This is a genomic window from Bremerella sp. TYQ1, assembly GCF_020150455.1.
GTDB classification, from domain to species: Bacteria; Planctomycetota; Planctomycetia; order Pirellulales; family Pirellulaceae; genus Bremerella; species Bremerella volcania_A.
In genome coordinates this window covers 759,679-782,703 of record NZ_CP083740.1, presented here as the reverse complement: position 1 = coordinate 782,703, position 23,025 = coordinate 759,679, and the positions used below count along the sequence as shown (strand labels likewise).

The window sequence follows — 23,025 nt, the reverse complement described above, 5'->3', positions numbered from 1 at the left end:
CGCGAATATTCGGTGGACGGATGCGCGCTCACTTGCGTTGCTTGGGCGTTGCCCGTTATCGTTCGAACGCCACCGATGAACAAACCACCCAATGCTTTGCTTTTCTAATCACGGAGAGAAGGTGACCCATGCGTAATGTCATCTGCCTGGTGCTCGGCGGAGGCCGCGGAACTCGGCTCTACCCCCTCACCAAATACCGATCGAAGCCTGCCGTACCGTTGGCCGGTAAGTATCGCCTGATCGACATTCCCCTCTCCAACTGCTTAAACAGCCAGATGAATCGCATCTATGTGCTGACGCAGTTCATGTCGGTTAGCTTGCACCGCCACATTCGTCAGACCTATCGCTTCGATCACTTCAGCGGTGGTTTCGTCGAACTGCTTGCCGCTCAGCAAACTGCCAGCGAAGGCTCCGACTGGTACCAAGGCACCGCCGACGCCGTTCGCAAAAACCTGCGATACATTCAGCAGCACGGCATCGACTATGTGTTGATCCTTTCCGGCGACCAACTTTACCGGATGGACTACCGCGAAATGCTCGACTCGCACATCGAGTCTGGCGCGGACGTTTCCATCGCCGGGCTTCCGGTTCACTCGAAGGATGCCGGCGGTCTCGGCATCATGAAGATCGACGAATCAGGTCGCGTGAACGGCTTCGTCGAAAAGCCGAAGACCCCCGAAGAACTCGCTCATGTGCGAACTGATCCAGCTTGGATCGACGCTCGCGGCATTGAGTCTGGCGGACGCGACTGCCTGGCCAGCATGGGCAACTATCTGTTCAACCGCGACACGCTCGTCGAACTGCTCGAGAAGACCGACTACCAAGACTTTGGTAAAGAGATCTTCCCTGCTGCCATCCGTGCCAAAAAGGTTCAGATGCACATGTTCGATAGCTACTGGGAAGACATCGGTACGATCAAAGCGTTCTACGAATCGAATCTCGCGACGCTTGCTCCGAAGCCGCCGTTCGAGTTCGTGGAAGAAGAAGCTCCGATCTTCACGCGTGCTCGCTTCCTGCCGCCTACGATGGTCATGGAAGGCAACATCAGCAACAGTATGATCGCTGATGGCTGCCAGATCGGTTCCGGCTGCACCATTAAAAACAGCGTGGTCGGCCTGCGTAGCGTGATCGAAGAGAACGTCACCATCGAAGATTCGGTGCTGATGGGCTGCGACTACTACGCGACTCGCATGGAAACCGAAGCAGACGAATCGTGCGGACGGCCTCGCATGAAGATCGGTGCCGGCAGTGTCATCAAGGGTGCCATCGTCGATAAGAACTGCCACATCGGCAACAACGTTCGCGTGGTTAACAGCGACAATCTGCCTGACAAAGAGTACCCGGAAGGGGTCACGATTGTCGACGGGATTCCTGTCGTCGAGAAAGGCGCTTGCATCCCAGACAACTGGACGCTGACGTAAGCGATGACTCGCTCGCTAAATCAAGAATTGAAAGAAAACGGCCTGGGTTTGCTCAGGTCGTTTTTTTATGCACTGCGCAAGTTGCCAACGATCAAATTCCGATTCGCTAACTACTGAAGTATTATAACAGACTGTCCAAGCACTTTCTTAGGTTTGTCTGGCTCGCGCCGATCACTTTTTTGTGGCGCCCCAATCATACTCGAATGTGGCTCGCCCTTATTTACCCCCCGCCCTACTCCGCCGAATGCCTCCGCTTTGCTTCCACTCGGCGCATAGTTCCGTATGATTTGTCAAATAGTTCTTGTAGAGTGTGCGCACACTTGCTTACAATGCGCTTAAGACAGCAACACGCAGACTCGCCTCGAAAATTACGGCATTCTTTCTGCCGCAATTCCCGGGAAACGATCACCATGTCAGCATGAACTTGTCACTTCTGACAAAATCTTACGCAGTGACTTCCGAGGACGAGCAGCGCGTAATTTGAATCGCGACGAAGATCGCTAACGGCAAGACAATGAAATTGCCGATCTCGAACCACTTCGGGTACGGCAGCATCCATTGATTGAAACCGACCGCGATCAAGACAAGCAGCCCCACGATTACCGCTGACACGGGATAGCCAATCTTGCCGGCAATCCAGACGCCGCAGAACGCGGTCGCTCCCCACATCGGTATCACGGCGGCAAGCACCCAGCCGGGATAATTCTCGACATGCGTACACATTTGCTCTTTGCTGCCGTCGAAGTCTTCCGGCACAGGGTGCACCACTTCGCTGAACAGCTCTACGGAGATCGTCAGGAAAAGTACCATCAGCACGCCAGCGACGATGGCCAGAATCATCCAAAAGATGTTTTTCATGCTCGAACTTTCATTCCGAATGGCTTAGTTGCCACGACACGCCAAACTTGTCTTGCACCCAGGCAAACTGCTTGCTGAAAGGGTACTCGCCGAGCGGCATCAAAACCTGGCCGCCGTCGGAAAGTGTCTCGAAGTAGCTCGCAATCTTCTTTTCATCTGCGTGTGTGACATACAACGACATGGCCGGGGTGAATGTAAATTCATGCGGAGCCGGACTGTCGATGCAGCGAAGCGTTTGACCATTCAACGTGAACGTCGCGACTTGAACGCTCCCCTCTTTCCCCTGCTCGCCAGGTCCGTAGCGAGAAATATGCTCCACACGGGAGTTCTCGAACAAGCCAACATACAAGTCCATCGCTTGCTCGGCATTGCCTTCGAACATCAGAAATGTTGTGACGTCAGGACTGCTGGAAAGATTCATGGGGTTTCCTTGGTGGGAATGAAAAGGGAATTGGCCTGACGCCGACGATCAGCTTGCTTGCTCTTCCACAAGAGCGTCAGGAAATCGATCGTGGATCAGCCGCAACTCGATTCCATGCTCCAGCAGTGCTTTCGCGTTGGCAAGCACCAGCGAAAAGCCCCCCATCGAATCGACCGCTTCGTTGACTACTTCTTCCTGCGTTCCGATAAATCCAAAGTTCGTAACGTCGACCAGGCATTTATCCTTGTCACGCTGCTCGAATTTCCAGTCGACAGTGGCTCGTTTCCCTTCGTCCCCCCACTCCATCAAGATTCGTCGGTCCGGCTCCATCTCTTGGACGTGTACCCGTGTCGACACGCCGAACATCCGCCACTCCCATTGAACGTCTTCGCCGACTTTCAATGGACCGCTACTGTGACTGAACCAAAATCGAGTCGTGATCGCCGGGTCGACGAATGCCTGGAAGACGCGTGGTACAGGAACATGGAACAACATTTGAACATGCACATTAGGCACAAAGATGTCGGTCATGAAGTCACCTGAGGAGTAACGAAAGGAATCATTGGGTCTGGTTACATGCTTACATCTTTGTGGGCATCCCTCTTGGATGAATTGCATGCCTACGAAGACAAAGACATGGCACCCCACGTTTTTTCCGTACTTCTGTACGACGACTAGCCCGAGTTGTCTTGCTCGGCGAGTCGCTGTTTGTATTGCTGTTCAACTTCCAGGAAGGTGGCCCAGAACGGACGGGGCGTTTGGTCGTGCAGTTGATCCGTAAGGATGCCCAGATGGGTATGCCAGCCGGAAGCGACCAGGCCCATTTCGTCGACATCGCGAAGTCGTGTGTGGGTGATTACCAGCAAGACTTTATCGCCGCTTGGGGTTAGCTCGAATTTGACTTCCGAAGTATCACCACCCCACGTGTAGGCCAGCAGCCGCGGGGGATCGCACTGGGTTATCGTTCCCTCGAAGCCGGCGCCGCATTCCATCGATTTGAATCGCTCCGGCGTTGGCTCAGGCTGCGGAGAAAGACTTGAGTGCAGGAAATTCAACTGCACTTTCCCGCCCACGCGCAGTTCCATGTCGCCGGAAGCGAGCCATGTGCCCCGTTTCTCGCTCTCGGTTAAGTAGGCCCAGACACGCTCGATCGGGCCAGGCAATAACCGCTCGAGCTGCATCGTATCTTTCGCCAACGGTTTTCCAAACTCACCCATTGCTTCCCTTTACGGTTCAGGCTTATTCAGTTCTGCTTCGAGGGCATCCAGCCGGTCGTTCCAAAATGTTCGCTGCGACTCGATCCATGCCGCCGCTTCGTCGAGTGGCTCTCGATTGAATCGCAGCCAATGCTCGCGACCGGCACGGCGCCGCAGCACCAAGTTCGCTTTCTCCAGCATGCGGATATGCTTCGAAACCGAATTGAGCGAAATGTCGAACGGTTTGGCCAGGTCGGTGACACGCGTTTCCCCTCGCGACAATTGCCGCAAAATGGCCCTGCGCGTCGGATCGGCCAAAGCGACCAACGTTCGATCAAGTCTTGCTTCCTGAGTGGTCGACATCATTCACCCCTTTGGGTTAATATCTAGCGAGAGGGCTCTCTTGTCAAGCATTCGACCCAAATTCGCTATCCAGGTTTCGTTCGACCGCGCGGCAAAAGAGCCCAGGCCATTCGCATTGAATGTTGCCTGGGCTCGATGATTGATGGCACTGATGGGCAAGGACTTCCGCGGCGTCTTACCTAACAATGCTCGCGGCGAAGCAGCGGATGAGACTACGGAAAGGATATCGATTTCAATCGGATCAGACGCTCGTCGACGAGTACTTCTTCGACTTCACCGAAGGTGATCTTTTCGGAAAGCTCCAAGACGTCGCCGTCGTAGGGAAACTGCATGACCTGAACGCCGACGCTGGAATTGTACCAGGACACGTGCGTGTTCTTCGTCATCCAGGGAGTGATGACCTCGCGATACTTCTTGCTTTCTTCCGGGGAAATTCTGGGCGTCTCGATCCGAACGACATTCTCGGCGCCGAACTCCGCGATCATTTTGGCAGGCATCTCATCAAACCGAGGCCGCTGAGGCATACCTCGGCCAGGACCGCCGGGCGGAAATCCTGGAGGTCCGGTCATCCCTGGACGTGGTATCGGAGGACCACTTGGACGACTGGGAGTTGACTCGGCAGGAGACGTACTGCCGGCGTTGGGATCGTACGGAATGATGACCACGTTGACATCCGCAACCTCTTTGAATTCGACGCCGGGGCCGAACCAACGATCGCCCCGATCAAAGTGCTTGAAGAGGATGATCATCAATTGCGTGTCGAACGTTTCGTAATTTGTTTCGCGTCGGGACGACTTCCACTCTTCGATCTGCTTCTCCATGCGGCGATCGACGAATAGAACGACGGGACGATCGTCGTTGGTGCTTTGTTTGAACTGCTCAAAGCGTTTCAGAAATGTTTCGGATTCCTGGGCTGAAAAACAGAACGCCGACGGGCCGATCAAGTCGCCATCGACTCGAACCGGCCGCGGCCCGTTGATCACTTTCCACAGACTATTGATTTCATTCGCCTGCTGCTGGGCAGACTTGGCCAGCTGAGCGGATGTACCGGACAAACCTTCGTTGGCCACTCGGTTTAACGTGGATCGCGTTTGGTTATCGGCTTGTTGCGTCTTCGAACCATACTCGGAAATCGCCGGAGCGAGGTCCTCGGAAAGGAAAACCGAGGTATCACGCAGCTGCTCGGCGCACGCTTTGATATTCGCTTGCAGACTTTGAATCTGTCGCAACCGACTCTCCTGCTTGCTACGATCGGACAACTTGGAGAGTAGCAAATTGATGATCTCGTAATCGTCCAACACATACTTGAAGAGCATCTCGGGCGAATCGCCCGGCTTGTTCTTCGTTTCGTAGCTGACGTTCTGCAGCAGTTCGTTTTCCTTTTGAGCGTTGACATGCACGGAGTTTAAAGCCGCGATGACTTTACCGAGCGAGCCTTGATATTTGACGACCGTAGACATGACATCGGGCTTGTTAAATTGCCGTAGCTTCTCGCCGGCTGCTCGCATCCTTCCTTCGAGTTTGAGGAGCCGCTGCTTGTTCTCTTTGTTGATCTCTTGGACACGTTCCTCGGGAATCGCGGGAACCGTTTTGACACTTTCGGCGAGCGATTCCATTTCCCGGGTGAGGCCTTCGATTTTTTGTTTGAAGCCAGGCAGATCGCCGTCGCCCTGAATCGCTTCAATCGCCTCGATAAACTTGATGGTACTGTTGTGCTGCTTCATGGCGATATCGCGATGCTGCTGGACCGCGCTTTCATCGACCGAGTTGGAAGCGAATCCGCCCCCGGATCCGCCGAGGTCGCCGAGCCCGTTGGACGCGAGCGACACGACGGTAATCACGAGAATTCCGACGACCAATAACCCAACGCCCCCCAGGACGACCGGCACGATCGGAAAGGAACCGGAAGACTTGGTTCGCTTCTTCGGCGGCAGCGAACTGAGCGCAGGGCCTTCGGACGAGGAGGCCTGCATGTCGGCGAATAAGTCGTCGCCAAGCGGATCGTTGAATGGATCGTCGGCAGGCGCCGGAGCTGGAGACGTAGCAGGCTTAGCAGCTTTTTTCGGCGTGGCCGCCATGATTTTCGCGACGAACTTTTCCGAGCATTTCTTGCAAGTCACCTTCTTGCCGGCAAGCTTTTGGTCGGCAACGGGATACTTGGTTTGGCAGCTGGGACAGACGATGAAGAGCTTCGACATGGGCGGGCAATCCGGAAGGCACAAGTGAACTTGGATCGGATTATAGCCACCCTGGTTGGCCCATTCCATAACAACCAAGTGAGCGACGCCGGAGCAAGGACGAACCGCTCCCCCTGGAATAACCACTGACCGACGAACATGACAAGCACAAAAAAAGCCCTTCGCACGATGTCATGCGAAGGGCTTTGGTATTCGATGCGACGGAACCGTTATTACGGGGCCATCAGCAACTTGCTTGGGTTTTCCAAGAGCGACTTGACGTCGTTCAGGAATCGCTGAGCCGTAGCACCGTCGACCAGGCGGTGGTCGTACGAGAGGCTCATTGGCATCATCAAGCGAGCGACGATCTGGTCTTTAACGACGACCGGCATCTTGCGGGAGCGACCGACCAACAGAATAGCGACTTCCGGCACGTTGATGATCGGGGTGCTGTAGGTACCGCCGATGGCGCCGAGGTTGCTGATGGTGAACGTACCGCCTTGCAGGGTCGACATTTCAAACGAGTTGCCGCGGATGTCGGCAGCCGTCTGCTGAAGATTACGAGCGATGTCAGGAATGGCCATGCGGTCGGTGTTCTTCATGTTCGGAACGAGCAGACCACGGTCCGAGTCGACAGCGATGCCGACGTTCACGTAGTCCTTGTAAATGACTTGTTCCTGTTCCATGTCGATCGTGGCGTTCAGTTCCGGGTGCTCTCGCAGAGCTACGGCGACCGCTTTGATCAGGAACGGCATGGTGGTCAGCTTGACGCCCGCTTCCGCGTAGTCGTCTTTGCTTTGCTGACGCAGTTCTTCGAGGGCCGTGATGTCGGCGTCGTCGAAGTTGGTCACACGCGGAGCGGTGGTCCAGCTCTTGGACATCTGAGCAGCGGTGACTTTACGGATCTTCTTCATCTTTTCGATGCGAATAGGTCCGTATTTGTCTTCGGTCGATTCTCCGGTCAGCGAAGGAAGCGAACCGGAAGGAGCCGGAGCCGAAGCAGTTCCGGCGCTCGTGGCTGCTCCGCCGCCTTGGTTAAGATCGCGAACGGTACGCAGGACGTCGTCACGTTCGATTCGGCCGTTGGGGCCGGAACCTTGGACGTTCCGCAGATCGACACCCACTTCGCGAGCGAATCGACGCACGGCCGGACCTGCAGGAACGCTTTCGTCCACGCTTGGCGTGTTGGCCACAGGCGCCGGCGGTGGCGTTGTCATTCGAGGTGGCGTGGCCGGAGCAGGCGCCGGTTTAGGAGGTGCTGGCTTCGGAGCTTCCTTGGCAGGGGCTGGCTCGGGAGCCTTTTCTTCTGCGGCAGGTGGTTCTGGTTCCGGAGCTTTTTCTTCCTTGGGGGGCTCTTCCGCAGGTGCGGAGGAACCGCCGGAAGCCGCGCCGTCAAGAGTCACGATCGGAGCGTGCACGGCAACCGTGTCGCCCGCTTTCACGTGAACTTTGGCAATCTTGCCCCCTTCGGTGCTCGGCACGTCGACGGTGGCTTTGTCCGTTTCGATTTCGATCAGGGTTTGCCCCTTCTCGACGGTATCGCCAACCGAAACGTGAACGGTCAGCACGTCACCCGATTCAATTCCATCGCCCAGATCAGGCAGTTGTACGTCTATCGCCATGGTGATTAACCTTGCTTGGAATGCTTATTTCAGTCGCAGGGAAAAGCGAGGCAGGCCGGCCATTGGTTCCGACCTGCGACGGTACCGCTCGCCTTAGGCGAAGTACGGATTTGGCTTTTCCGCGTCGAAGTTCAAATCCTGGATGGCCTGGGCCACTTCCTGACGCTCGATGACCCCGGTACGAGCCAGTTCATAAAGCGTAGCAATGACCACCGATTCGGCGTCCACCTCGAAGTGACGACGCAGGGCTTCGCGAGTTTCGCTGCGGCCCATGCCGTCGGTTCCCAAAGCAACCATGTTGCCAGGCAGGTAAGGTCGAATCTGTTCGGCCCAAGCACGAACGTTGTCCGAAGCCGAGATGAACGGGCCTTCGACGCCGTCCATAATCTTTTCAAGGTAAGACTGCTTCGGATCTTCGGTTGGATGGAACATGTTCCAGCGTTCACACGACTGAGCATCTCGGCGAAGCTCGGTGTAGCTGGTCACTGCCCAGACATCGCTGGCAATGTTGTATTTCTCGGCGAGAATCTTCGCAGCGTCGAGCACGCAGCGAGTGATCGTACCGCTACCCATCAGCTGAACGGTCGCACGTGGCTTTTCAGCCGCTTCCGCATTCAGCTTGTACATGCCGCGGATGATGCCTTCTTCGGCACCTGCGGGCATTTCCGGCATCGCGTAGTTTTCGTTGCCGACGGTGATGTAGTAGATGGCCGTTTCGCCTTCTTCGTACAGCTTCTTCATGCCGTCCAGCGTGATGACCGCCGTTTCGTAGGCGTAGCAAACGTCGTACGAACGAACCGTCGGGAAGGCGATCGCATTCAGGTGGCTGTGGCCGTCCTGGTGCTGAAGCCCTTCGCCGTTGAGGGTCGTGCGACCAGCGGTACCGCCGATCAGGAAACCCTTGGCACGCGTATCGGCAGCACACCAGACCAAGTCGCCGATGCGTTGGAAGCCGAACATGCTGTAGTAAATGAAGAACGGAATCATGTTGATGCCGTGCTGCGAATAGGCATTACCCGCGGCAATAAACGACGACATCGAGCCCGCTTCGGTGATCCCTTCTTCCAGGATCTGACCGTCTTTGGCTTCCTTGTAGTACATCAGCTGATCGGAGTCGACCGGCTCGTACAACTGGCCACTGTGGGCGTAGATACCGACTTGGCGGAACATGCCTTCCATACCGAAGGTACGCGATTCGTCTGGGACGATCGGCACGATGTTCTCGCCAATGTTTTTGTCTTTGCACAGCTTGGAAAGAAGTCGGACGAAACCCATCGTCGTCGACATTTCCTTCCCCTTGCTGCCGCCGAGGAATTCCTTGTACTCTTCCATCGAAGGGACAGTCGAGACAGGATGATTCGTCGGTCGCGAAGGAACCGGACCGCCCAATTCTTCACGTCGCTTTTTCAGGTAACGCATTTCGGCGCTATCTTCGGGCGGACGGTAGAACGGAGCCTTTGCCACTTCTTCGTCCGAAATCGGAATGCTGAAGCGGGTTCGGAACTCTCGCAGCTCTTCTTCGTTGAGCTTCTTCTGGTTGTGGGTAACGTTTCGCCCTTCACCCGCTTCGCCGAGGCCATATCCTTTGATCGTCTTGGCGATGACGACAGTCGGCTTGCCTTTGCATTCGGTGGCGGCTTTGTAGGCGGCGTAAACCTTCTCGGGGTCGTGACCACCACGGGTCAGCTTCTGTAGCTTTTCGTCCGAGTAGTTCTTCACCAGTTCCAGCAGTTCTGGATACTTGCCGAAGAAGTGCTTACGGATGTATTCGCCTGATTCGACGACATACTTCTGGTACTGACCGTCGACGACTTCTTCCATCCGTTTGACGAGCAGGCCGGTTTTGTCCGCTTTCAACAGCGGATCCCAGTCGCTTCCCCAAACCACTTTGATGACGTTCCAACCGGCACCGCGGAAGACCGCTTCCAGCTCTTGAATGATCTTGCCGTTACCACGAACGGGACCATCGAGACGCTGCAGGTTACAGTTGATCACCCACGTCAGGTTGTCCAGCTGTTCGCGGGAAGCGAGGCTGATTGCACCCAAGGTTTCTGGTTCGTCACATTCGCCGTCGCCCAGGAACGCCCAGACGCGGGTCTTGCTGGTGTCCTTCAAACCGCGATCGTGCATATAGCGGTTGAAGCGAGCCTGATAGATCGAGCAGATTGGTCCCAAGCCCATCGAGACCGTTGGGAATTCCCAGAAGTCTTCCATCAGCCAAGGGTGCGGATAGGACGACAGGCCCATTTCCGGCTGCAATTCGCGGCGGAAGTTTTCGAGGTTCTTTTCGGTCAAACGCCCTTCGACGAATGCTCGCGAGTAAATCCCCGGCGAAGCGTGTCCCTGGAAGTAGACCTGATCTCCTTCGTAACCGCTGCCACGACCACGCAGGAAGTGATTGAAAGCCACTTCGACGAGCGTAGCACTCGAAGCGAACGTGCTGATATGGCCGCCGAGCCCTTCAAAGTTCTTATTGGCCCGAGTCACCATCGCCATCGCATTCCAGCGGATGATGCTCTTGATACGGCGTTCAAACTCGCGGTTGCCGGGATAAGCCGGTTGTTCCGACGAGTGGATCGTATTGATATACGGCGTATTCGCGGCGAATGGAATATCGACGCCGCGTGCGTGTGCCTGGTTTTCCAAGGCGGAAAGAAGAAAGCGGACCCGGTCCTCGCCTTTTCCTTCCAACACGTAATCGAGTGAGTCGAGCCACTCTTGCGTTTCAGCCGGGTCCACGTCTGCAGCGAAGGTCGACGGGTTGTTCCGCATCAAGTTCTCTTCGGCAGGCATCATTTTGGCGTTCGCCATGCAACTTCCCTTTTTTCAGTCCGTTGCTTTGCGCCAGGAAAAAAACTCTTCGGCCGCGACTTCATTGTGCGACTTCAACTGGCGAAGCAACCCTCGATTAACTTATCTCAAAGATCAATCTCGGCTTAGGCCCGAGGCAGGCTTCGAGTCTGAATTCTACCGCGCTGTCCGAATTTGTCAGCGAGAGGAAGGCGAACCCTCCCCGTCTTCTGCAGTCGGCAGAATCGGCAGAAGCCTTAACAAAACCATAAGTTGTGTATTGAGAAGACCTTACGACTTCTTCTTCGGCTTGTAAATTTCGGTCGCGGTTCCGAAAAATACCTCGCCGGCGTTCATAACCGTCTCACTTAGAGTCGGATGCGGGTGAATTGTCGACGTCAAATCGAACACTTCGGCACGCATTTCCAACGCCAAAACGGCTTCAGAAATCATTTCGCCAGCCCCTGGACCGACAATTCCACAGCCCAATACGCGCTGGGTTTCGGGATCGATGATCCACTTGGTCATCCCGTCGGTGCGTCCGAGGGCTTGAGCACGACCGCTAGCAGCCCATGGATACAGGGCCACGTCGACCTTTTTGCCCATGGCTTTGGCTTCTTCTTCCATCAAACCGGCCCAAGCGATTTCGGGATCGGTGAAGATCACCGCTGGAATCGCGGCAGGCTCGAAGGAAACTGGGTGGCCCAGGATCGCTTCGACGGCGGCACGACCTTCGTGGGTCGCTTTGTGGGCCAGCATTGGATTGCCGGTCACGTCGCCGATCGCCGAAATCTTAGGTTCGGCGGTGCGAAGCTGCTTGTCGACTTCGATGAAGCCACGCTTGTCGACGACAATCTTCGTGTTTTCCAGGCCGATTCCCTTGGTGTTCGGCCAACGACCGATCGACACCAGGACGCGGTCGTACTTGAAAGTACCGAACTTCGCGGGACCTTCGAAGGCAACTTCCACTTTGCCATCGCGATCGCCGAGCGAACCAACTTTGGTGTTCGTGAAGATACGCCCCTCAAACAAGCCATCCAGCTTCTTCGCGAGTGGCTTGACCAGGTTGCGGTCGGCCCCGGGGAGAAGTCCGTCGGTCAGTTCAACGACGCTGACTTTCGTGCCCAGGTGAGCGTAAACGGTGCCCAGTTCCAGCCCGATGTAGCCACCACCGATGACCAACATGGTTTCTGGAATGTCTTCGAGATCCAGGGCACCTGTCGAGTCCATCACGCGTGGCGAGTCGATTTGGAACGCTGGTGGCATCGCTGGAATTGATCCGGTCGCGACAATCGCGTGATCGAACGTCAGCTTGCCATCTTCAGGGATCGAAGGATCGTCGCCGTCGAGCTGAATGGTATCAGAATCGATGAAGCTGGCCGTGGCTTTGATGACGGTGACGTTACGCTTCTTGGCAAGCTGTCCCAAGCCGGTGGTAAGCGACTTGATGACGTTTTCTTTGCGGGAGCGAAGCTTGTCCAAGTCGATCTGAGGTTCGCCAAATGTGACGCCCCAGTCTTTGTTCATTTCGTCGACTTCGTCGATCACCTTGGCAACGTGCAGCAAAGCCTTCGAAGGGATACAGCCGCGCAGCAAACATGTTCCCCCGAGCCGCGGTTCCTTTTCGATGACGGTGACTTCCATTCCTTCGTCGGCTGCCAAAAATGCTGCCGCGTAGCCCCCGGGACCACCTCCGATGACCACCAACTGGGTATGAGCCATGATGTCTCTCTAGCTAATTATTTCTAAGGCAAAAGGTGAGTTACTTCACTTGAGATGCGGTAGTGGGGAGATGCGTCTCAAGATCGACGTGCTACAAGGGCACATTGAACCAAAAAAAAAGGGACTCCGCGACGGGCTGTCGTGCCGGAATCCCTTTGAAATTTACGAATTGCTGCGAATTGCCGAAAATCGCTTTTCGGAAATTAACGCGACATGAATTCGACCACCATGTTCACGTCCACTGGCAGACTGATGTCTTCGGGACCTGGAACGGCATCGAAAGTCGCCGAAAGGGTCTCTGGATCTGGCGACAGGAACGCAGCCGGTTCACCCGAAGCATCGGCATGAATGCTGCGATACAGGATCTGCAGCTTTTCGCGGTTGCGAACGCTAACCACGTCGCCGGGACGCATCTGGTAAGATGGCTTGTCCACTTTGTGGCCGTTGACCATGAAGTGACCGTGCACGATACCTTGGCGAGCCTGGCAGCGAGTCAGTGCCAAACCGGCACGACGAACCACGTTGTCCAAGCGGCGTTCGCACAGCGACAGAAGGTTTTCACCCGTGTTGCCCTTGCTGTGCTTGGCATGCGAGAAGTAGCGACGAAGCTGCTTTTCACCGACACCGTAATAGTGCTTGATCTTCTGCTTTTCCATCAAAGCGGCACCGTACACCGACGGACGCTTTGGGCGAGTGTGCATGCCTGGGGGGGAAGGCCGTCGGTCGGATGCACGCATGGCACCGCGGCTTTCGTAAATGACCGCACCGAGACGACGATTGATTTTGGCCTTCGGACCTGTGTAATGGCCCATGTACGATTAACTCCTAAAATTTACTTTCCAGGATATCACCATACCGCGATAACGCAGCGAAAACGTGATTCCTACATCCACGATTGTTCCCTAGCCAAAACTTTTGACCGGGTGGAAACCACACATTGTGCCGCACCCCACCACCTTTGGCAAGGGGCTTCGCCGCCACGGTCATTTGAAAAACGAGCTTAAAATCGCCCCAACAATGAGGGGAATGTTTTTTATGCCGCCACTGGCCGGCAAGTAGAAAATAGACAACAAACTCGATTTCTGCATACTTTTTCGCGCGAATCTACTTTGCGGCACGTTTCAAACTAGACGATAATCCACACGTCTTATCACCCCTTCACTCTGCCCCACCCACCTACCGTTCGTTTTGCATGAAGGATGCCTGCCGTATGTCTAAACCAATTTTGAACCGTCGTTCCTTTCTTCAAACCTCGTCCGCCGCGGCGTTGCTGGCAGGAACCGGTTTTCATCAACTAGCTTCTGCCGCCGAATCAAAGTCGCCCAACGAGCTGCTCGATATCGCGTGCATTGGTGTTGCCAACCGCGCCTCGGCCAATGTCAGTGGTGTCAGTGGACAAAATCTTGTCGCCATGTGCGATATCGACGACAAGTATCTCGGCCAGGCGTTGAGCGCTTACGGCCAGCACAAATCGAAAAAGTACAACGACTTCCGCGTGCTGCTGGACAAGGAAAAGGGAATCGACGCCGTTGTCGTCAGTACCCCAGACCATACGCACGCTCCGGCTTCGATGTGGGCCATGCAGTTGGGCAAACATGTCTACTGTGAAAAGCCGCTGACGCACACCGTGCACGAAGCCCGCGAAATGACCAACTACGCCGTCAAGAACAAGCTGGCGACGCAGATGGGCACGCAAATCCATGCCGGCGACAACTATCGCCGTGTTGTCGAAGCGATTCAATCGGGCGCTATCGGCAACATTAAGCATGTTGACGTTTGGGTTGGCAAAGGCTGGGGCGGTGGTACCGTGCCGACCGATACGCCTCCGGTTCCGAAAAACATTCACTGGGACTTGTGGCTCGGCCCAGCAGCCGAACGTTCTTATTCGCCGGTTTACATGCCAGCTCAATGGCGACGCTGGTGGGACTTCGGTGGCGGTACGCTCGGCGACATGGGTTGCCATTACATCGATTTGGTGTTCTGGGCGTTGAAGCTGAAGTACCCAACCAAAGTTGCCGCCGAAGGTCCAGAAGCGGATCCGCACACCGCGCCGATGGGTCTGACGGTCAACTATGAATACCCCAAGACCGACGTCGCTCCGGCAGTGACCATGAAGTGGCGGGACGGAAACCACTGCCCGAAAGAAATCAACGGGCACAAAGTTCCTGGCTCTGGCGTGATGTTCCACGGCGATAAGGGAATGATGTTGGCTACCTATGGCGGTTTCCAACTGCTGCCGGAAGATGACTTCAAGAACTGGGAAGCTCCTGAGCAGACAATCCCGAATTCGATCGGCCACTACGAAGAATGGATCAAGGCCTGTAAAGAAGGCACACCAACGACGTGCAGCTTCGATTACAGCGGTCCACTGACCGAAACGGTCCTGCTAGGGAACGTCGCCTATCGTAGCGGTGGACCGATCGAGTGGGATGCTGAAAACTTGAAGGTCACCAATAACGATTCGGCCAATCAGTACATCGAACGTAAGTACCGCGAAGGGTGGCGAATCTAGAGTTCGCAAAAGAACGAAACTGAGACGGGTGCCATGCTCTCGTCTTCGTAAGCATGTCTTGGCGATTTCAAGCATGTCTACGGGGCCGACCGCACGGCACCCATTTTTTTGTGCCTAGCGAAATGCCGTCTAGTCGATATACGGCGGGTCTTGCGGATAAACGGCCACTTCAATCGTGTGACCATCGGGATCTTGGAAGAAAGTCTGGTGGATGTTTCCGGCATTCACCCGCTGAACGAACGGAATGCCATGCTCGTTGAGAATGTCCACTAGATCGCTGGCATCTTCCACCGCGAACGCATAGTGATCGGCACGGGAATTAGGGTCGACACCAAACTCGACGGCATGTTCTGTTTCGAGGATATGAATCTGAATGCCATACCCGGTCAGCCAGGCTCCGGGAAAGTTGAACGGAGGTCGTTCGACTTCGCGAAAGCCTAAGACATCGCGATAGAAGTCTCGCGCAACGTCACTATTGCGAACGGCCAAAGCCAAGTGATTCAAACTTGTGATTGGGATCGGGCGTGGCATGCTGGTCTTTCTTCGTCGTGCGTCATGTGCAGGCACCGTTGAGCTGAATTGAAGAGGCGGTAACCCGCATCTCTGGCGCCCAATAGATGAACTTCAAAACGGCAAGCCTTCAAGATACTGCAGCACAACCACGCATGACCATGGGTACAGTTCCGACTGTCACCAAACGGTTGTCTATCTGTAAGCGATTTCCTGCGAAGTTTGTTGTTCGAGAATGGTGGTTTGGCATTCGCGTCTCGCCAACGAGCGTTACAATCAAAGCTTGGGACTCAATGTTTAACTTTGCGCAGAGCTCCTGCAGGTAGATTCATGAAAGCGCTCGTCAAGCGTCATTCGGAAAAAGGGTTGTGGCTGGAAGACGTCCCGGAACCAACCATCGGAATCAACGACGTCCTGATCAAGGTCATGAAGACCGGCATCTGCGGAACCGACTTGCACATTTACAAGTGGGACGCGTGGGCTCAAAAGACGGTACCAGTCCCGATGGTCGTCGGGCACGAGTTTGTCGGCGAGATCGTAGAAGTTGGCTCGAATGTCGGCATCTTCGAGCCAGGCCAGATCGTCAGCGGCGAAGGGCATGTCGTTTGTGGTCAGTGCCGTAACTGCATGGCCGGTCGGCGACATTTGTGTTCGGAAACCGAAGGGATCGGCGTCAACCGGCCCGGTGCGTTTGCGGAATACATCTCTATCCCAATGACCAACGTCTGGCATCATGCCGATGACATTCCGCTGGACGTCGCGTCGATCTTCGATCCATTCGGCAACGCGGTCCACACGGCGCTTACCTTCCCGGTGCTGGGCGAAGACGTTCTGATTACTGGGGCTGGTCCGATCGGCTGTATGGCCGCGGCTGTTTGCAAACATGCGGGCGCCCGATTCGTGGTGGTAACCGACGTGAACCCTTGGCGGCTGGAACTTGCCAAGCAGTTAGGTGCGACGCGCGTGGTCGATGTTCGCAAAGAGAAACTGACCGACGTGCAGAACGAACTAGGCATGCACGAGGGATTCGATGTCGGCTTGGAAATGTCTGGCAACGATGCCGCGTTCCGCGACATGATCAAAAACATGTGCCACGGCGGCAAGATCGCGATGCTCGGCATTCCGCCGGAAGACATCTCGATCGACTGGAACGACGTGATCTTCAACATGCTCACGATCAAAGGCATTTATGGTCGCCAGATGTACGAAACCTGGTACCAGATGACCGTACTGCTGCAAGGTGGTTTGGATCTCGATCCGGTGATCACCCATCGCCTGCACTACACCGAATTCGAGCAAGGCTTCGAGGCCATGTTCTCCGGTCAATCCGGCAAAGTCGTTCTCGATTGGACCGAGAAGTAGTTCATACGTTTTAAACGCTAAACAACACACTGATCTCTCCCTTCGAGCGAGAGCGAACCAGACAGAACGGGAGCTTTCTCCATGTGGAACGAACAAGTTAAATCGCGTTACTCCGGCATCCTGGACGAAATCCGCGAAGCAGGTCTCTACAAAAGCGAACGCACGATTCTTTCGCCGCAAAAGTCGAAGATCGACCTGCCTGAGCAGCAGGAAGTCCTCAACATGTGCGCGAACAATTACCTCGGATTGTCGGATCATCCCGAGATCATTGCTGCCGCCAAGCAGGGACTCGAGCGCTGGGGATACGGTCTGTCCTCGGTTCGTTTCATCTGTGGAACCCAGCAGTCGCACGAACACTTGGAAGATGAAATCTCCAAGTTCCTCGGCATGGAAGATACTATCCTGTACTCTTCTTGTTTCGATGCCAACGGCGGTTTGTTTGAAACGATCCTCGGTCCGGAAGATGCGATTCTTTCAGACGAGTTAAACCATGCGAGCATCATCGACGGCGTACGTCTCTGCAAAGCGAAACGGTTTCGCTACAAAAACAACGACATGGCCGATTTGGAAGCCAAGCTGAAGGAGGCCCAAGAGGCTCGGGTCAAATTGATCGCCACGGATGGCGTCTTCAGCATGGACGGTTACATCTGTAACTTGCCCGACCTTTGCGATCTGGCAGATAAATACGGCGCAATGGTCATGGTCGACGATTCGCACGCGGTGGGCTTCATGGGAAAGACCGGCAAGGGAACCCACGAGCATCACGACGTGATCGATCGGATCGACATCATCACCGGCACTCTTGGCAAAGCGCTCGGCGGTGCCTCAGGCGGTTACACGAGCGGTCGCAAGGAAATCATCGACCTGCTTCGTCAACGATCGCGACCTTACTTGTTCTCCAACACATTGGCCCCGCCGATTGTTTCGGGGTCGCTCAAAGCGTTGGAATTGATTCAGGGCTCGACCGAACTTCGCGACAAGTTGGAAGCCAACACCAAGTTCTTCCGCGAAGAAATCGCGAAGTTGGGTCTCGATGTACTGCCAGGCGAACACCCGATCGTTCCCGTGATGTTTTACGACGCCAAAGTCGCGGCCGAGTTCTCGGAGCGTCTGCTGAAGAGGGGCATCTACGTCATCGGGTTCTCGTACCCTGTCGTCCCGCAAGGCAAAGCACGCATCCGTACCCAAGTCTCCGCAGGTCACTCGATCGAAGAACTTAAGTTCGCCGTCGAACAGTTCGCCGCTGTGAAGGAAGAATTGGGGCTGTAAGCATCTAGTTCTGTTGGCGATTAGTCCACCACTTCCGGCTCTCATCCCCTCGCCCCCTGGAGAGAGCTGGATGGCACATACAAGGGTGAGTGGAAAACCAAAGGCATAGTACCCAACGCCCTCTCCGGTTTTCCCGTCGCGGAAACCAGGGAAACCACGTCGAATAGCACGATTAAAACTGTGTAAAATCGCGTAACTCTGAGCCCAACCTATTGGCGGGCAACAACTTTAGCCCAGTTGACTACACGCCCCACAGCAACCTAGGATGATCCCTTTCACCATCGATTTCGTTCATCCTCATACTGTCCGTCTGCAACTATGCACAAAACGAAGGTCGCCATCGTCGGCTTAGGAACCGTCGGCGCCGGTGTCGCAAAAATCTTACTCGACCATGGCGACCGTACTGCGCGTAACGCAGGCACTACCTTATGGTTAGAGAAAGCCGTTGTTCGCGATCTGAACCGCGCACGCGACTGCGAACTGCCGGAGGGAGTGCTCACGGATGACTTGAGCGAAGTCACCGACGACCCCGAAATCAAAGTCGTCGCGCAGCTGATCGGGGGTATCGAACCGGCCCGCACGATCATGCTTCAGCTGCTGGAAAGTGGCAAAGATATCGTTACGGCAAATAAAGCGTTAATTGCCGAACATGGTGCGGAGCTGTTTTCCCGAGCTCGCGAGCTCGGTCGCAGTATCGCTTTTGATGCCGCCGTGGCAGGTGGGATTCCGATCATCACCAATCTGAGCCAATGCTTGACAGCGAATCAGATCAGCTCGCTTAGCGGCATTCTCAACGGCACGTCCAACTTTATTGCCTCGGCAATGGAAGAACAAGAGGCGAGTTACAAGTGGGCAGTGAAAGAAGCCCAGCGGCTTGGCTATGCCGAAGCAGATCCGACGATGGACGTCGACGGAACCGATGCCGCCCAAAAGCTGGCCATCCTCGCCCATATCGCATTCGGCATTAAGATCGACTGGAAGACGATTCCGCGCGAAGGAATCGACAAGTTGCTGCCGGTCGATATTCGCTTCGCCAAAGAACTCGGCTACCGCATCAAACTGCTCGCCTCGGCTCAGCTGAGCGATGACGGCTTGGAACTGCACGTTTCGCCATCGCTGATACGCGAAGGAGAACCGCTCGCCGAAGTGCGTGGCCCGTTCAATGCAATCAGCGTGATCGGCGATCAAGTCGGCCCGCTGTTCTATCATGGCCAGGGAGCCGGACAAAAGCCTACCGCTTCCGCCGTCGCTGCCGACATGATCGACATGGCAGTCGGACGCACAGCGTTGACGTTCCGTACGCTGAAGCTCTTCACCGAGAATCACAGCGACGTGCAAATGTGTTCGCCAGACAAGATTCGCGGACGCCATTACTTCCGCTTCAGCGTCGAAGACCGACCTGGCGTTTTGGCTGACATCGCTCGCGTGCTCGGCGAACAGTCGATTTCGATTGCCTCGGTCATTCAGCACGAGCCAGAACATTTCGATGGCGATACGAAGAGCTACACGCCACTGGTCATCATGACCCACACCGCCACCCAGGGCCAAGCGGCTCGGGCGTTGGAAGTCATCAGCAAGATGCCGACCGTCAAACCAGGCGCCCGCAAAATGCTGGTCCAAGACTAGCTGCCCAAGCGCAAGGACACCGCGTGCCACGGACATAAGCTCCGGGCAAGCAAGTAGCACCTCATAAGTTTTCCATCATTCACGTCGGTTCTTATTAAGGAGATTCGGGAAAAATGAAATACGCGATTGTCATTCCCGACGGCTGCGCCGACGAACCGCAAGAGTCGCTCGGAGGCAAGACGCCTCTGGAAGCTGCCAACGTCCCCAACATGGATGCGATCGCCCAAGCTGGTGTCGTTGGCCGTGCCGATAACGTGCCGGCTCATCTGCCAGCAGGTAGCGACGTTGCCAATTTGAGCCTGCTCGGTTACAGCCCGCTGGAATACTTCACCGGCCGCGCTCCGTTGGAAGCTGCTGCGCAAGGTATTGAGCTCGGCGCCGACGACTGGGCCGTCCGCTGTAACTTGGTCACCATCGAAGACCAAATCATGAAGAGCTTCACCGCCGGGCAGATCTCGTCGGAAGAAGCGAAAGCGTTGCTAGAATCGGCTCAGAACGAAATCGCCGGCGAAGGGGTCGAATTCCATCCCGGGGTCAGCTATCGCAACTTGCTGGTCTATCGCGGCCAAGACCGCCCTGCCCCATTCAGCATGGAAACGCGTACCACGCCGCCGCACGACTTGAGCGATAAGTCGGTTGCCGATGGTTACCCGCGTGGGTTGGGCAGCGATTGGCTCTCGGACATGATGAGCCGCAGCGTCGAGCTGTTTGCCGATCATCCCGTCAACAAGAAGCGAATCGCCGAAGGCAAACCGCCGGCGACGAACATCTGGCTGTGGGGACTCGGCCGCCGGCCTGCCCTGACACCATTTACGGATCTGTACGGTAAGACCGGCAAAATGATTACCGCCGTCGATCTGCTTCGCGGACTTGCGGCACTGATCGGTTGGGATCGGATCGAAGTGCCGGGAGCGACCGGATACACCGATACCGACTATGCCGCCAAGGGGCAGTACGCGATCGACGCGTTGGATTCGACCGACGTGATTTGCGTGCACGTCGAAGCAACCGACGAAGCCTCGCACGAAGGTGACATCGAAGAAAAGATCAAAGCGCTCGAAGCGATCGACGGAAAGATCGTCGGTCCTCTGCACGAAGCGCTTAAGAAGCAGGGCGACTACCGGATGATTGTCTTGCCGGACCATCCGACGTTTTGTCGCACAAAAACGCATAGCCACGGTTTCGTCCCACTTACCATGTGCGGTAAGGGGATCGAAGCCGACGCGTTCGAGACCTACAACGAACGCAATGCCGATGCCTCGTCGCTAAGCTTCGACGAAGGCTGGAAGATGATGCCCCACTTCCTCGGCGGTTAAAATGAAGGCCGCGGCGGTTGCCCGGCCGATCTCTTTGCCCAGTGTAAACTTATTATGGATTACACAATCCCATGTCATTGATTGTTCAGAAGTTTGGAGGAACTAGCGTAGGCGATTGCGAGAAGATCGTTGCTGCCGCGCGAAAAGCGATTCGCGCCCAACGAGAAGGCCATCAAGTTGTGATGGTCGTGAGCGCAATGGGCAAGAACACGGACGTGCTTGTCGACCTCGCCCAACAAGTCAGCGATAACCCGCCGGCACGTGAAATGGACATGCTGCTGTCCACCGGCGAACAAGTCAGCGTCGCTTTGATGGCGATGGCGATCGACGCACTCGGTTCGAAGGCGGTGAGCCTCACTGGTGCTCAGATCGGTATTCGCACCGACAGCACCCACACCAAGGCCCGCATTCGATCGATCGAAACGTCCCGCGTGAAACAGTTGCTCGACGACGGCAACATTGTCATCGCCGCTGGTTTTCAAGGGATCGACGAGAACTTGAACATTACCACGCTCGGCCGTGGTGGTAGCGATACGACCGCCGTGGCATTGGCTGCCGTGCTTGATGCCGATACGTGCGAAATCTATACCGACGTCGACGGCGTTTACACGACCGATCCCCGGGTGCTGCCGGATGCTCGCCGCGTTCCGCAGATTGCCTACGACGAAATGCTGGAACTGGCCAGTCTCGGTGCCGGCGTGATGCATAGCCGCTCGATCGAATTTGCAAAGAAGTTTGGCGTGCCGATTCATGTTCGTAGCAGCTTCACCGATATCCCCGGAACGCTGATCGTGCACGATCCGGAATCGAAGTCACGGCCGGTTAGCGGTGCTGCGATCACGAAGAAGGAAGCCCGAATCACGCTGGAAGGCATTCCGGACGAACCTGGCATCTCGCTCGAACTGTTCCGCCGCATTGCCGCTAAGGCAATTTCGGTCGACATGATCGTTCAGAATATCAGTAAGGATGGCAAAGCAAACATCAGCTTTACCGTTCCTCAGAACGAGCTGAAAGTAACGCTCGACGCCGTGAATCAGGCCTCTGAGATCTTGCAGCCAGAGAACGTCACCTACGACGAACATGTGTCGAAGGTTTCGGTCGTCGGCCTCGGAATGGCCAGCGTGCCTGGAGTGGCCGATAAGATGTTCCGAGTTCTCTCGGAAGAAGGGATCAACATCCAAGCGATCTCGACGTCCGAAATCAAGATCTCGGTGCTTGTCAGCCAGACCGATGCCCAGCGTGCCCTTCAAGCCGTCCATAATGGCTTCGAGCTGGACGTCACGCCGGAAGACTCGCCGGCAGAAGTCAGTGCGGTACGTGTTCGCGACGTGACCGACCCAGCGATCGTCGTGCAGCGTCTGCGCGAGATGGAAGACCTGGCGATCGACAACATCGAACTCGATCGTAGCCAATCGCTGCTTTTGGTTCGCCGCGTACCAGATCACCCTGGCATCGCCGCGCAAATCTTCGATGCGGTCGCTTCCAAGGGAATCAACATCGACGTGATCATTCAGAACGTCGGCCGAGACGACTGTGCGAATGTCAGCTTTACCTGTCCTGTGGGCGACTACGAAAAAGCGTATGCAGCTTTGGAAGAAATCGTCAACGAAATGGGCTCCGGCGAAGTGCAAGGCAATCGCGAAGCAGCCAAGCTTTCGGTCAGCGGGATCGGGCTTCGCAGCCACACTGGGGTCGGTGTTCGCATGTTCCAGGCCCTCAGCAATGCTGGAATCAATGTCGACTTGATCAGCACTTCGGAAGTTCGCGTTAACGTGATTGTTGACGAGCACGAAGGGGAGCCCGGCCTAAAGGCTTTGGAAGAAGCGTTCAAAGACGTCCTGCTCGACACGTGAATGCGTC

General features: G+C 55.7%; 18 protein-coding genes. 7 read left to right on the top strand and 11 right to left on the bottom strand.

Annotated elements, in window-relative coordinates; all coding sequences use genetic code 11:
* The first annotated feature begins 128 nt into the window (after positions 1–128).
* On the top strand, positions 129–1,421 hold the full coding sequence (locus tag LA756_RS02915; protein WP_224438388.1) for a glucose-1-phosphate adenylyltransferase: 1,293 nt from the start codon (positions 129–131) through the stop codon (positions 1,419–1,421).
* A gap of 444 nt (positions 1,422–1,865) precedes the next feature.
* Here LA756_RS02915 and LA756_RS02910 read toward each other — a convergent pair whose 3' ends face one another.
* From LA756_RS02910 to rpsD, 10 genes are all read right to left on the bottom strand, one after another.
* Positions 1,866–2,279, bottom strand: a complete 414-nt coding sequence (locus LA756_RS02910; protein ID WP_224438387.1) for a hypothetical protein — start codon at positions 2,277–2,279, stop codon at positions 1,866–1,868.
* Positions 2,280–2,289: 10 nt separating this feature from the next.
* Positions 2,290–2,700, bottom strand: coding sequence for a VOC family protein (locus LA756_RS02905; protein WP_224438386.1), 411 nt, complete (start codon positions 2,698–2,700; stop codon positions 2,290–2,292).
* Positions 2,701–2,748: 48 nt separating this feature from the next.
* On the bottom strand, positions 2,749–3,231 hold the full coding sequence (locus LA756_RS02900; protein WP_224438385.1) for an SRPBCC family protein: 483 nt from the start codon (positions 3,229–3,231) through the stop codon (positions 2,749–2,751).
* 143 nt (positions 3,232–3,374) lie between these two features.
* Positions 3,375–3,917, bottom strand: a complete 543-nt coding sequence (locus tag LA756_RS02895) for an SRPBCC family protein (protein WP_224438384.1) — start codon at positions 3,915–3,917, stop codon at positions 3,375–3,377.
* Positions 3,918–3,926: 9 nt separating this feature from the next.
* Positions 3,927–4,262, bottom strand: coding sequence for a helix-turn-helix transcriptional regulator (locus LA756_RS02890; RefSeq protein ID WP_224438383.1), 336 nt, complete (start codon positions 4,260–4,262; stop codon positions 3,927–3,929).
* Positions 4,263–4,471: 209 nt separating this feature from the next.
* The gene (locus LA756_RS02885; RefSeq protein ID WP_224438382.1) at positions 4,472–6,457 is read right to left on the bottom strand and encodes a zinc-ribbon domain-containing protein; all 1,986 of its coding nucleotides are present in this window, start codon (positions 6,455–6,457) and stop codon (positions 4,472–4,474) included.
* A gap of 212 nt (positions 6,458–6,669) precedes the next feature.
* Complete coding sequence (locus LA756_RS02880; protein ID WP_224438381.1) at positions 6,670–8,058, bottom strand: 2-oxo acid dehydrogenase subunit E2; 1,389 nt, start codon at positions 8,056–8,058, stop codon at positions 6,670–6,672.
* Between the two features lie 93 nt (positions 8,059–8,151).
* Positions 8,152–10,869 carry a pyruvate dehydrogenase (acetyl-transferring), homodimeric type gene (aceE, locus tag LA756_RS02875; protein WP_369123638.1) on the bottom strand — a complete coding sequence of 906 codons (2,718 nt, stop codon included), beginning with the start codon at positions 10,867–10,869 and terminating at the stop codon, positions 8,152–8,154.
* A 270-nt stretch (positions 10,870–11,139) separates the two neighbouring features.
* Positions 11,140–12,570, bottom strand: a complete 1,431-nt coding sequence (gene lpdA, locus LA756_RS02870) for a dihydrolipoyl dehydrogenase (RefSeq protein ID WP_224438380.1) — start codon at positions 12,568–12,570, stop codon at positions 11,140–11,142.
* A gap of 203 nt (positions 12,571–12,773) precedes the next feature.
* Entirely contained in the window at positions 12,774–13,382 is a 609-nt protein-coding gene (rpsD, locus tag LA756_RS02865) for a 30S ribosomal protein S4 (RefSeq protein WP_224438379.1), read from the bottom strand.
* Between the two features lie 398 nt (positions 13,383–13,780).
* On the opposite strand from rpsD, the gene LA756_RS02860 reads away from it, so the two are divergent.
* The gene (locus LA756_RS02860) at positions 13,781–15,082 is read left to right on the top strand and encodes a Gfo/Idh/MocA family protein (RefSeq protein WP_224438378.1); all 1,302 of its coding nucleotides are present in this window, start codon (positions 13,781–13,783) and stop codon (positions 15,080–15,082) included.
* A gap of 129 nt (positions 15,083–15,211) precedes the next feature.
* Here the strand turns inward: LA756_RS02860 and LA756_RS02855 are convergent, their stop codons facing one another.
* Positions 15,212–15,613 (bottom strand): VOC family protein, encoded by a 402-nt coding sequence (locus LA756_RS02855; RefSeq protein WP_224438377.1) that lies wholly within the window; start codon positions 15,611–15,613, stop codon positions 15,212–15,214.
* A 309-nt stretch (positions 15,614–15,922) separates the two neighbouring features.
* On the opposite strand from LA756_RS02855, the gene tdh reads away from it, so the two are divergent.
* The 5 genes from tdh (at position 15,923) to LA756_RS02830 (ending at position 23,018) form a co-directional block, all read left to right on the top strand.
* Positions 15,923–16,954, top strand: coding sequence for an L-threonine 3-dehydrogenase (gene tdh, locus LA756_RS02850; protein ID WP_224438376.1), 1,032 nt, complete (start codon positions 15,923–15,925; stop codon positions 16,952–16,954).
* Positions 16,955–17,035: 81 nt separating this feature from the next.
* Entirely contained in the window at positions 17,036–18,223 is a 1,188-nt protein-coding gene (locus LA756_RS02845; RefSeq protein WP_224438375.1) for a glycine C-acetyltransferase, read from the top strand.
* Positions 18,224–18,541: 318 nt separating this feature from the next.
* Complete coding sequence (locus LA756_RS02840) at positions 18,542–19,849, top strand: homoserine dehydrogenase (protein ID WP_224438374.1); 1,308 nt, start codon at positions 18,542–18,544, stop codon at positions 19,847–19,849.
* A 113-nt stretch (positions 19,850–19,962) separates the two neighbouring features.
* The gene (locus LA756_RS02835) at positions 19,963–21,165 is read left to right on the top strand and encodes a cofactor-independent phosphoglycerate mutase (protein ID WP_224438373.1); all 1,203 of its coding nucleotides are present in this window, start codon (positions 19,963–19,965) and stop codon (positions 21,163–21,165) included.
* 71 nt (positions 21,166–21,236) lie between these two features.
* Positions 21,237–23,018: an aspartate kinase gene (locus LA756_RS02830; RefSeq protein WP_224438372.1), complete on the top strand. Its 1,782-nt coding sequence runs from the start codon at positions 21,237–21,239 to the stop codon at positions 23,016–23,018.
* Positions 23,019–23,025 lie beyond the last annotated feature (7 nt).

What these genes read in the sequence shown, in the direction of transcription:
- LA756_RS02915 (WP_224438388.1), top strand. Translation starts at nt 129, where the DNA reads ATGCGTAATGTCATCTGCCTGGTGCTCGGCGGAGGCCGCGGAACTCGG.
- LA756_RS02910 (WP_224438387.1), bottom strand. Translation starts at nt 2,279, where the DNA reads ATGAAAAACATCTTTTGGATGATTCTGGCCATCGTCGCTGGCGTGCTG.
- LA756_RS02905 (WP_224438386.1), bottom strand. Translation starts at nt 2,700, where the DNA reads ATGAATCTTTCCAGCAGTCCTGACGTCACAACATTTCTGATGTTCGAA.
- LA756_RS02900 (WP_224438385.1), bottom strand. Translation starts at nt 3,231, where the DNA reads ATGACCGACATCTTTGTGCCTAATGTGCATGTTCAAATGTTGTTCCAT.
- LA756_RS02895 (WP_224438384.1), bottom strand. Translation starts at nt 3,917, where the DNA reads ATGGGTGAGTTTGGAAAACCGTTGGCGAAAGATACGATGCAGCTCGAG.
- LA756_RS02890 (WP_224438383.1), bottom strand. Translation starts at nt 4,262, where the DNA reads ATGATGTCGACCACTCAGGAAGCAAGACTTGATCGAACGTTGGTCGCT.
- LA756_RS02885 (WP_224438382.1), bottom strand. Translation starts at nt 6,457, where the DNA reads ATGTCGAAGCTCTTCATCGTCTGTCCCAGCTGCCAAACCAAGTATCCC.
- LA756_RS02880 (WP_224438381.1), bottom strand. Translation starts at nt 8,058, where the DNA reads ATGGCGATAGACGTACAACTGCCTGATCTGGGCGATGGAATTGAATCG.
- aceE (WP_369123638.1), bottom strand. Translation starts at nt 10,869, where the DNA reads ATGGCGAACGCCAAAATGATGCCTGCCGAAGAGAACTTGATGCGGAAC.
- lpdA (WP_224438380.1), bottom strand. Translation starts at nt 12,570, where the DNA reads ATGGCTCATACCCAGTTGGTGGTCATCGGAGGTGGTCCCGGGGGCTAC.
- rpsD (WP_224438379.1), bottom strand. Translation starts at nt 13,382, where the DNA reads ATGGGCCATTACACAGGTCCGAAGGCCAAAATCAATCGTCGTCTCGGT.
- LA756_RS02860 (WP_224438378.1), top strand. Translation starts at nt 13,781, where the DNA reads ATGTCTAAACCAATTTTGAACCGTCGTTCCTTTCTTCAAACCTCGTCC.
- LA756_RS02855 (WP_224438377.1), bottom strand. Translation starts at nt 15,613, where the DNA reads ATGCCACGCCCGATCCCAATCACAAGTTTGAATCACTTGGCTTTGGCC.
- tdh (WP_224438376.1), top strand. Translation starts at nt 15,923, where the DNA reads ATGAAAGCGCTCGTCAAGCGTCATTCGGAAAAAGGGTTGTGGCTGGAA.
- LA756_RS02845 (WP_224438375.1), top strand. Translation starts at nt 17,036, where the DNA reads ATGTGGAACGAACAAGTTAAATCGCGTTACTCCGGCATCCTGGACGAA.
- LA756_RS02840 (WP_224438374.1), top strand. Translation starts at nt 18,542, where the DNA reads ATGCACAAAACGAAGGTCGCCATCGTCGGCTTAGGAACCGTCGGCGCC.
- LA756_RS02835 (WP_224438373.1), top strand. Translation starts at nt 19,963, where the DNA reads ATGAAATACGCGATTGTCATTCCCGACGGCTGCGCCGACGAACCGCAA.
- LA756_RS02830 (WP_224438372.1), top strand. Translation starts at nt 21,237, where the DNA reads ATGTCATTGATTGTTCAGAAGTTTGGAGGAACTAGCGTAGGCGATTGC.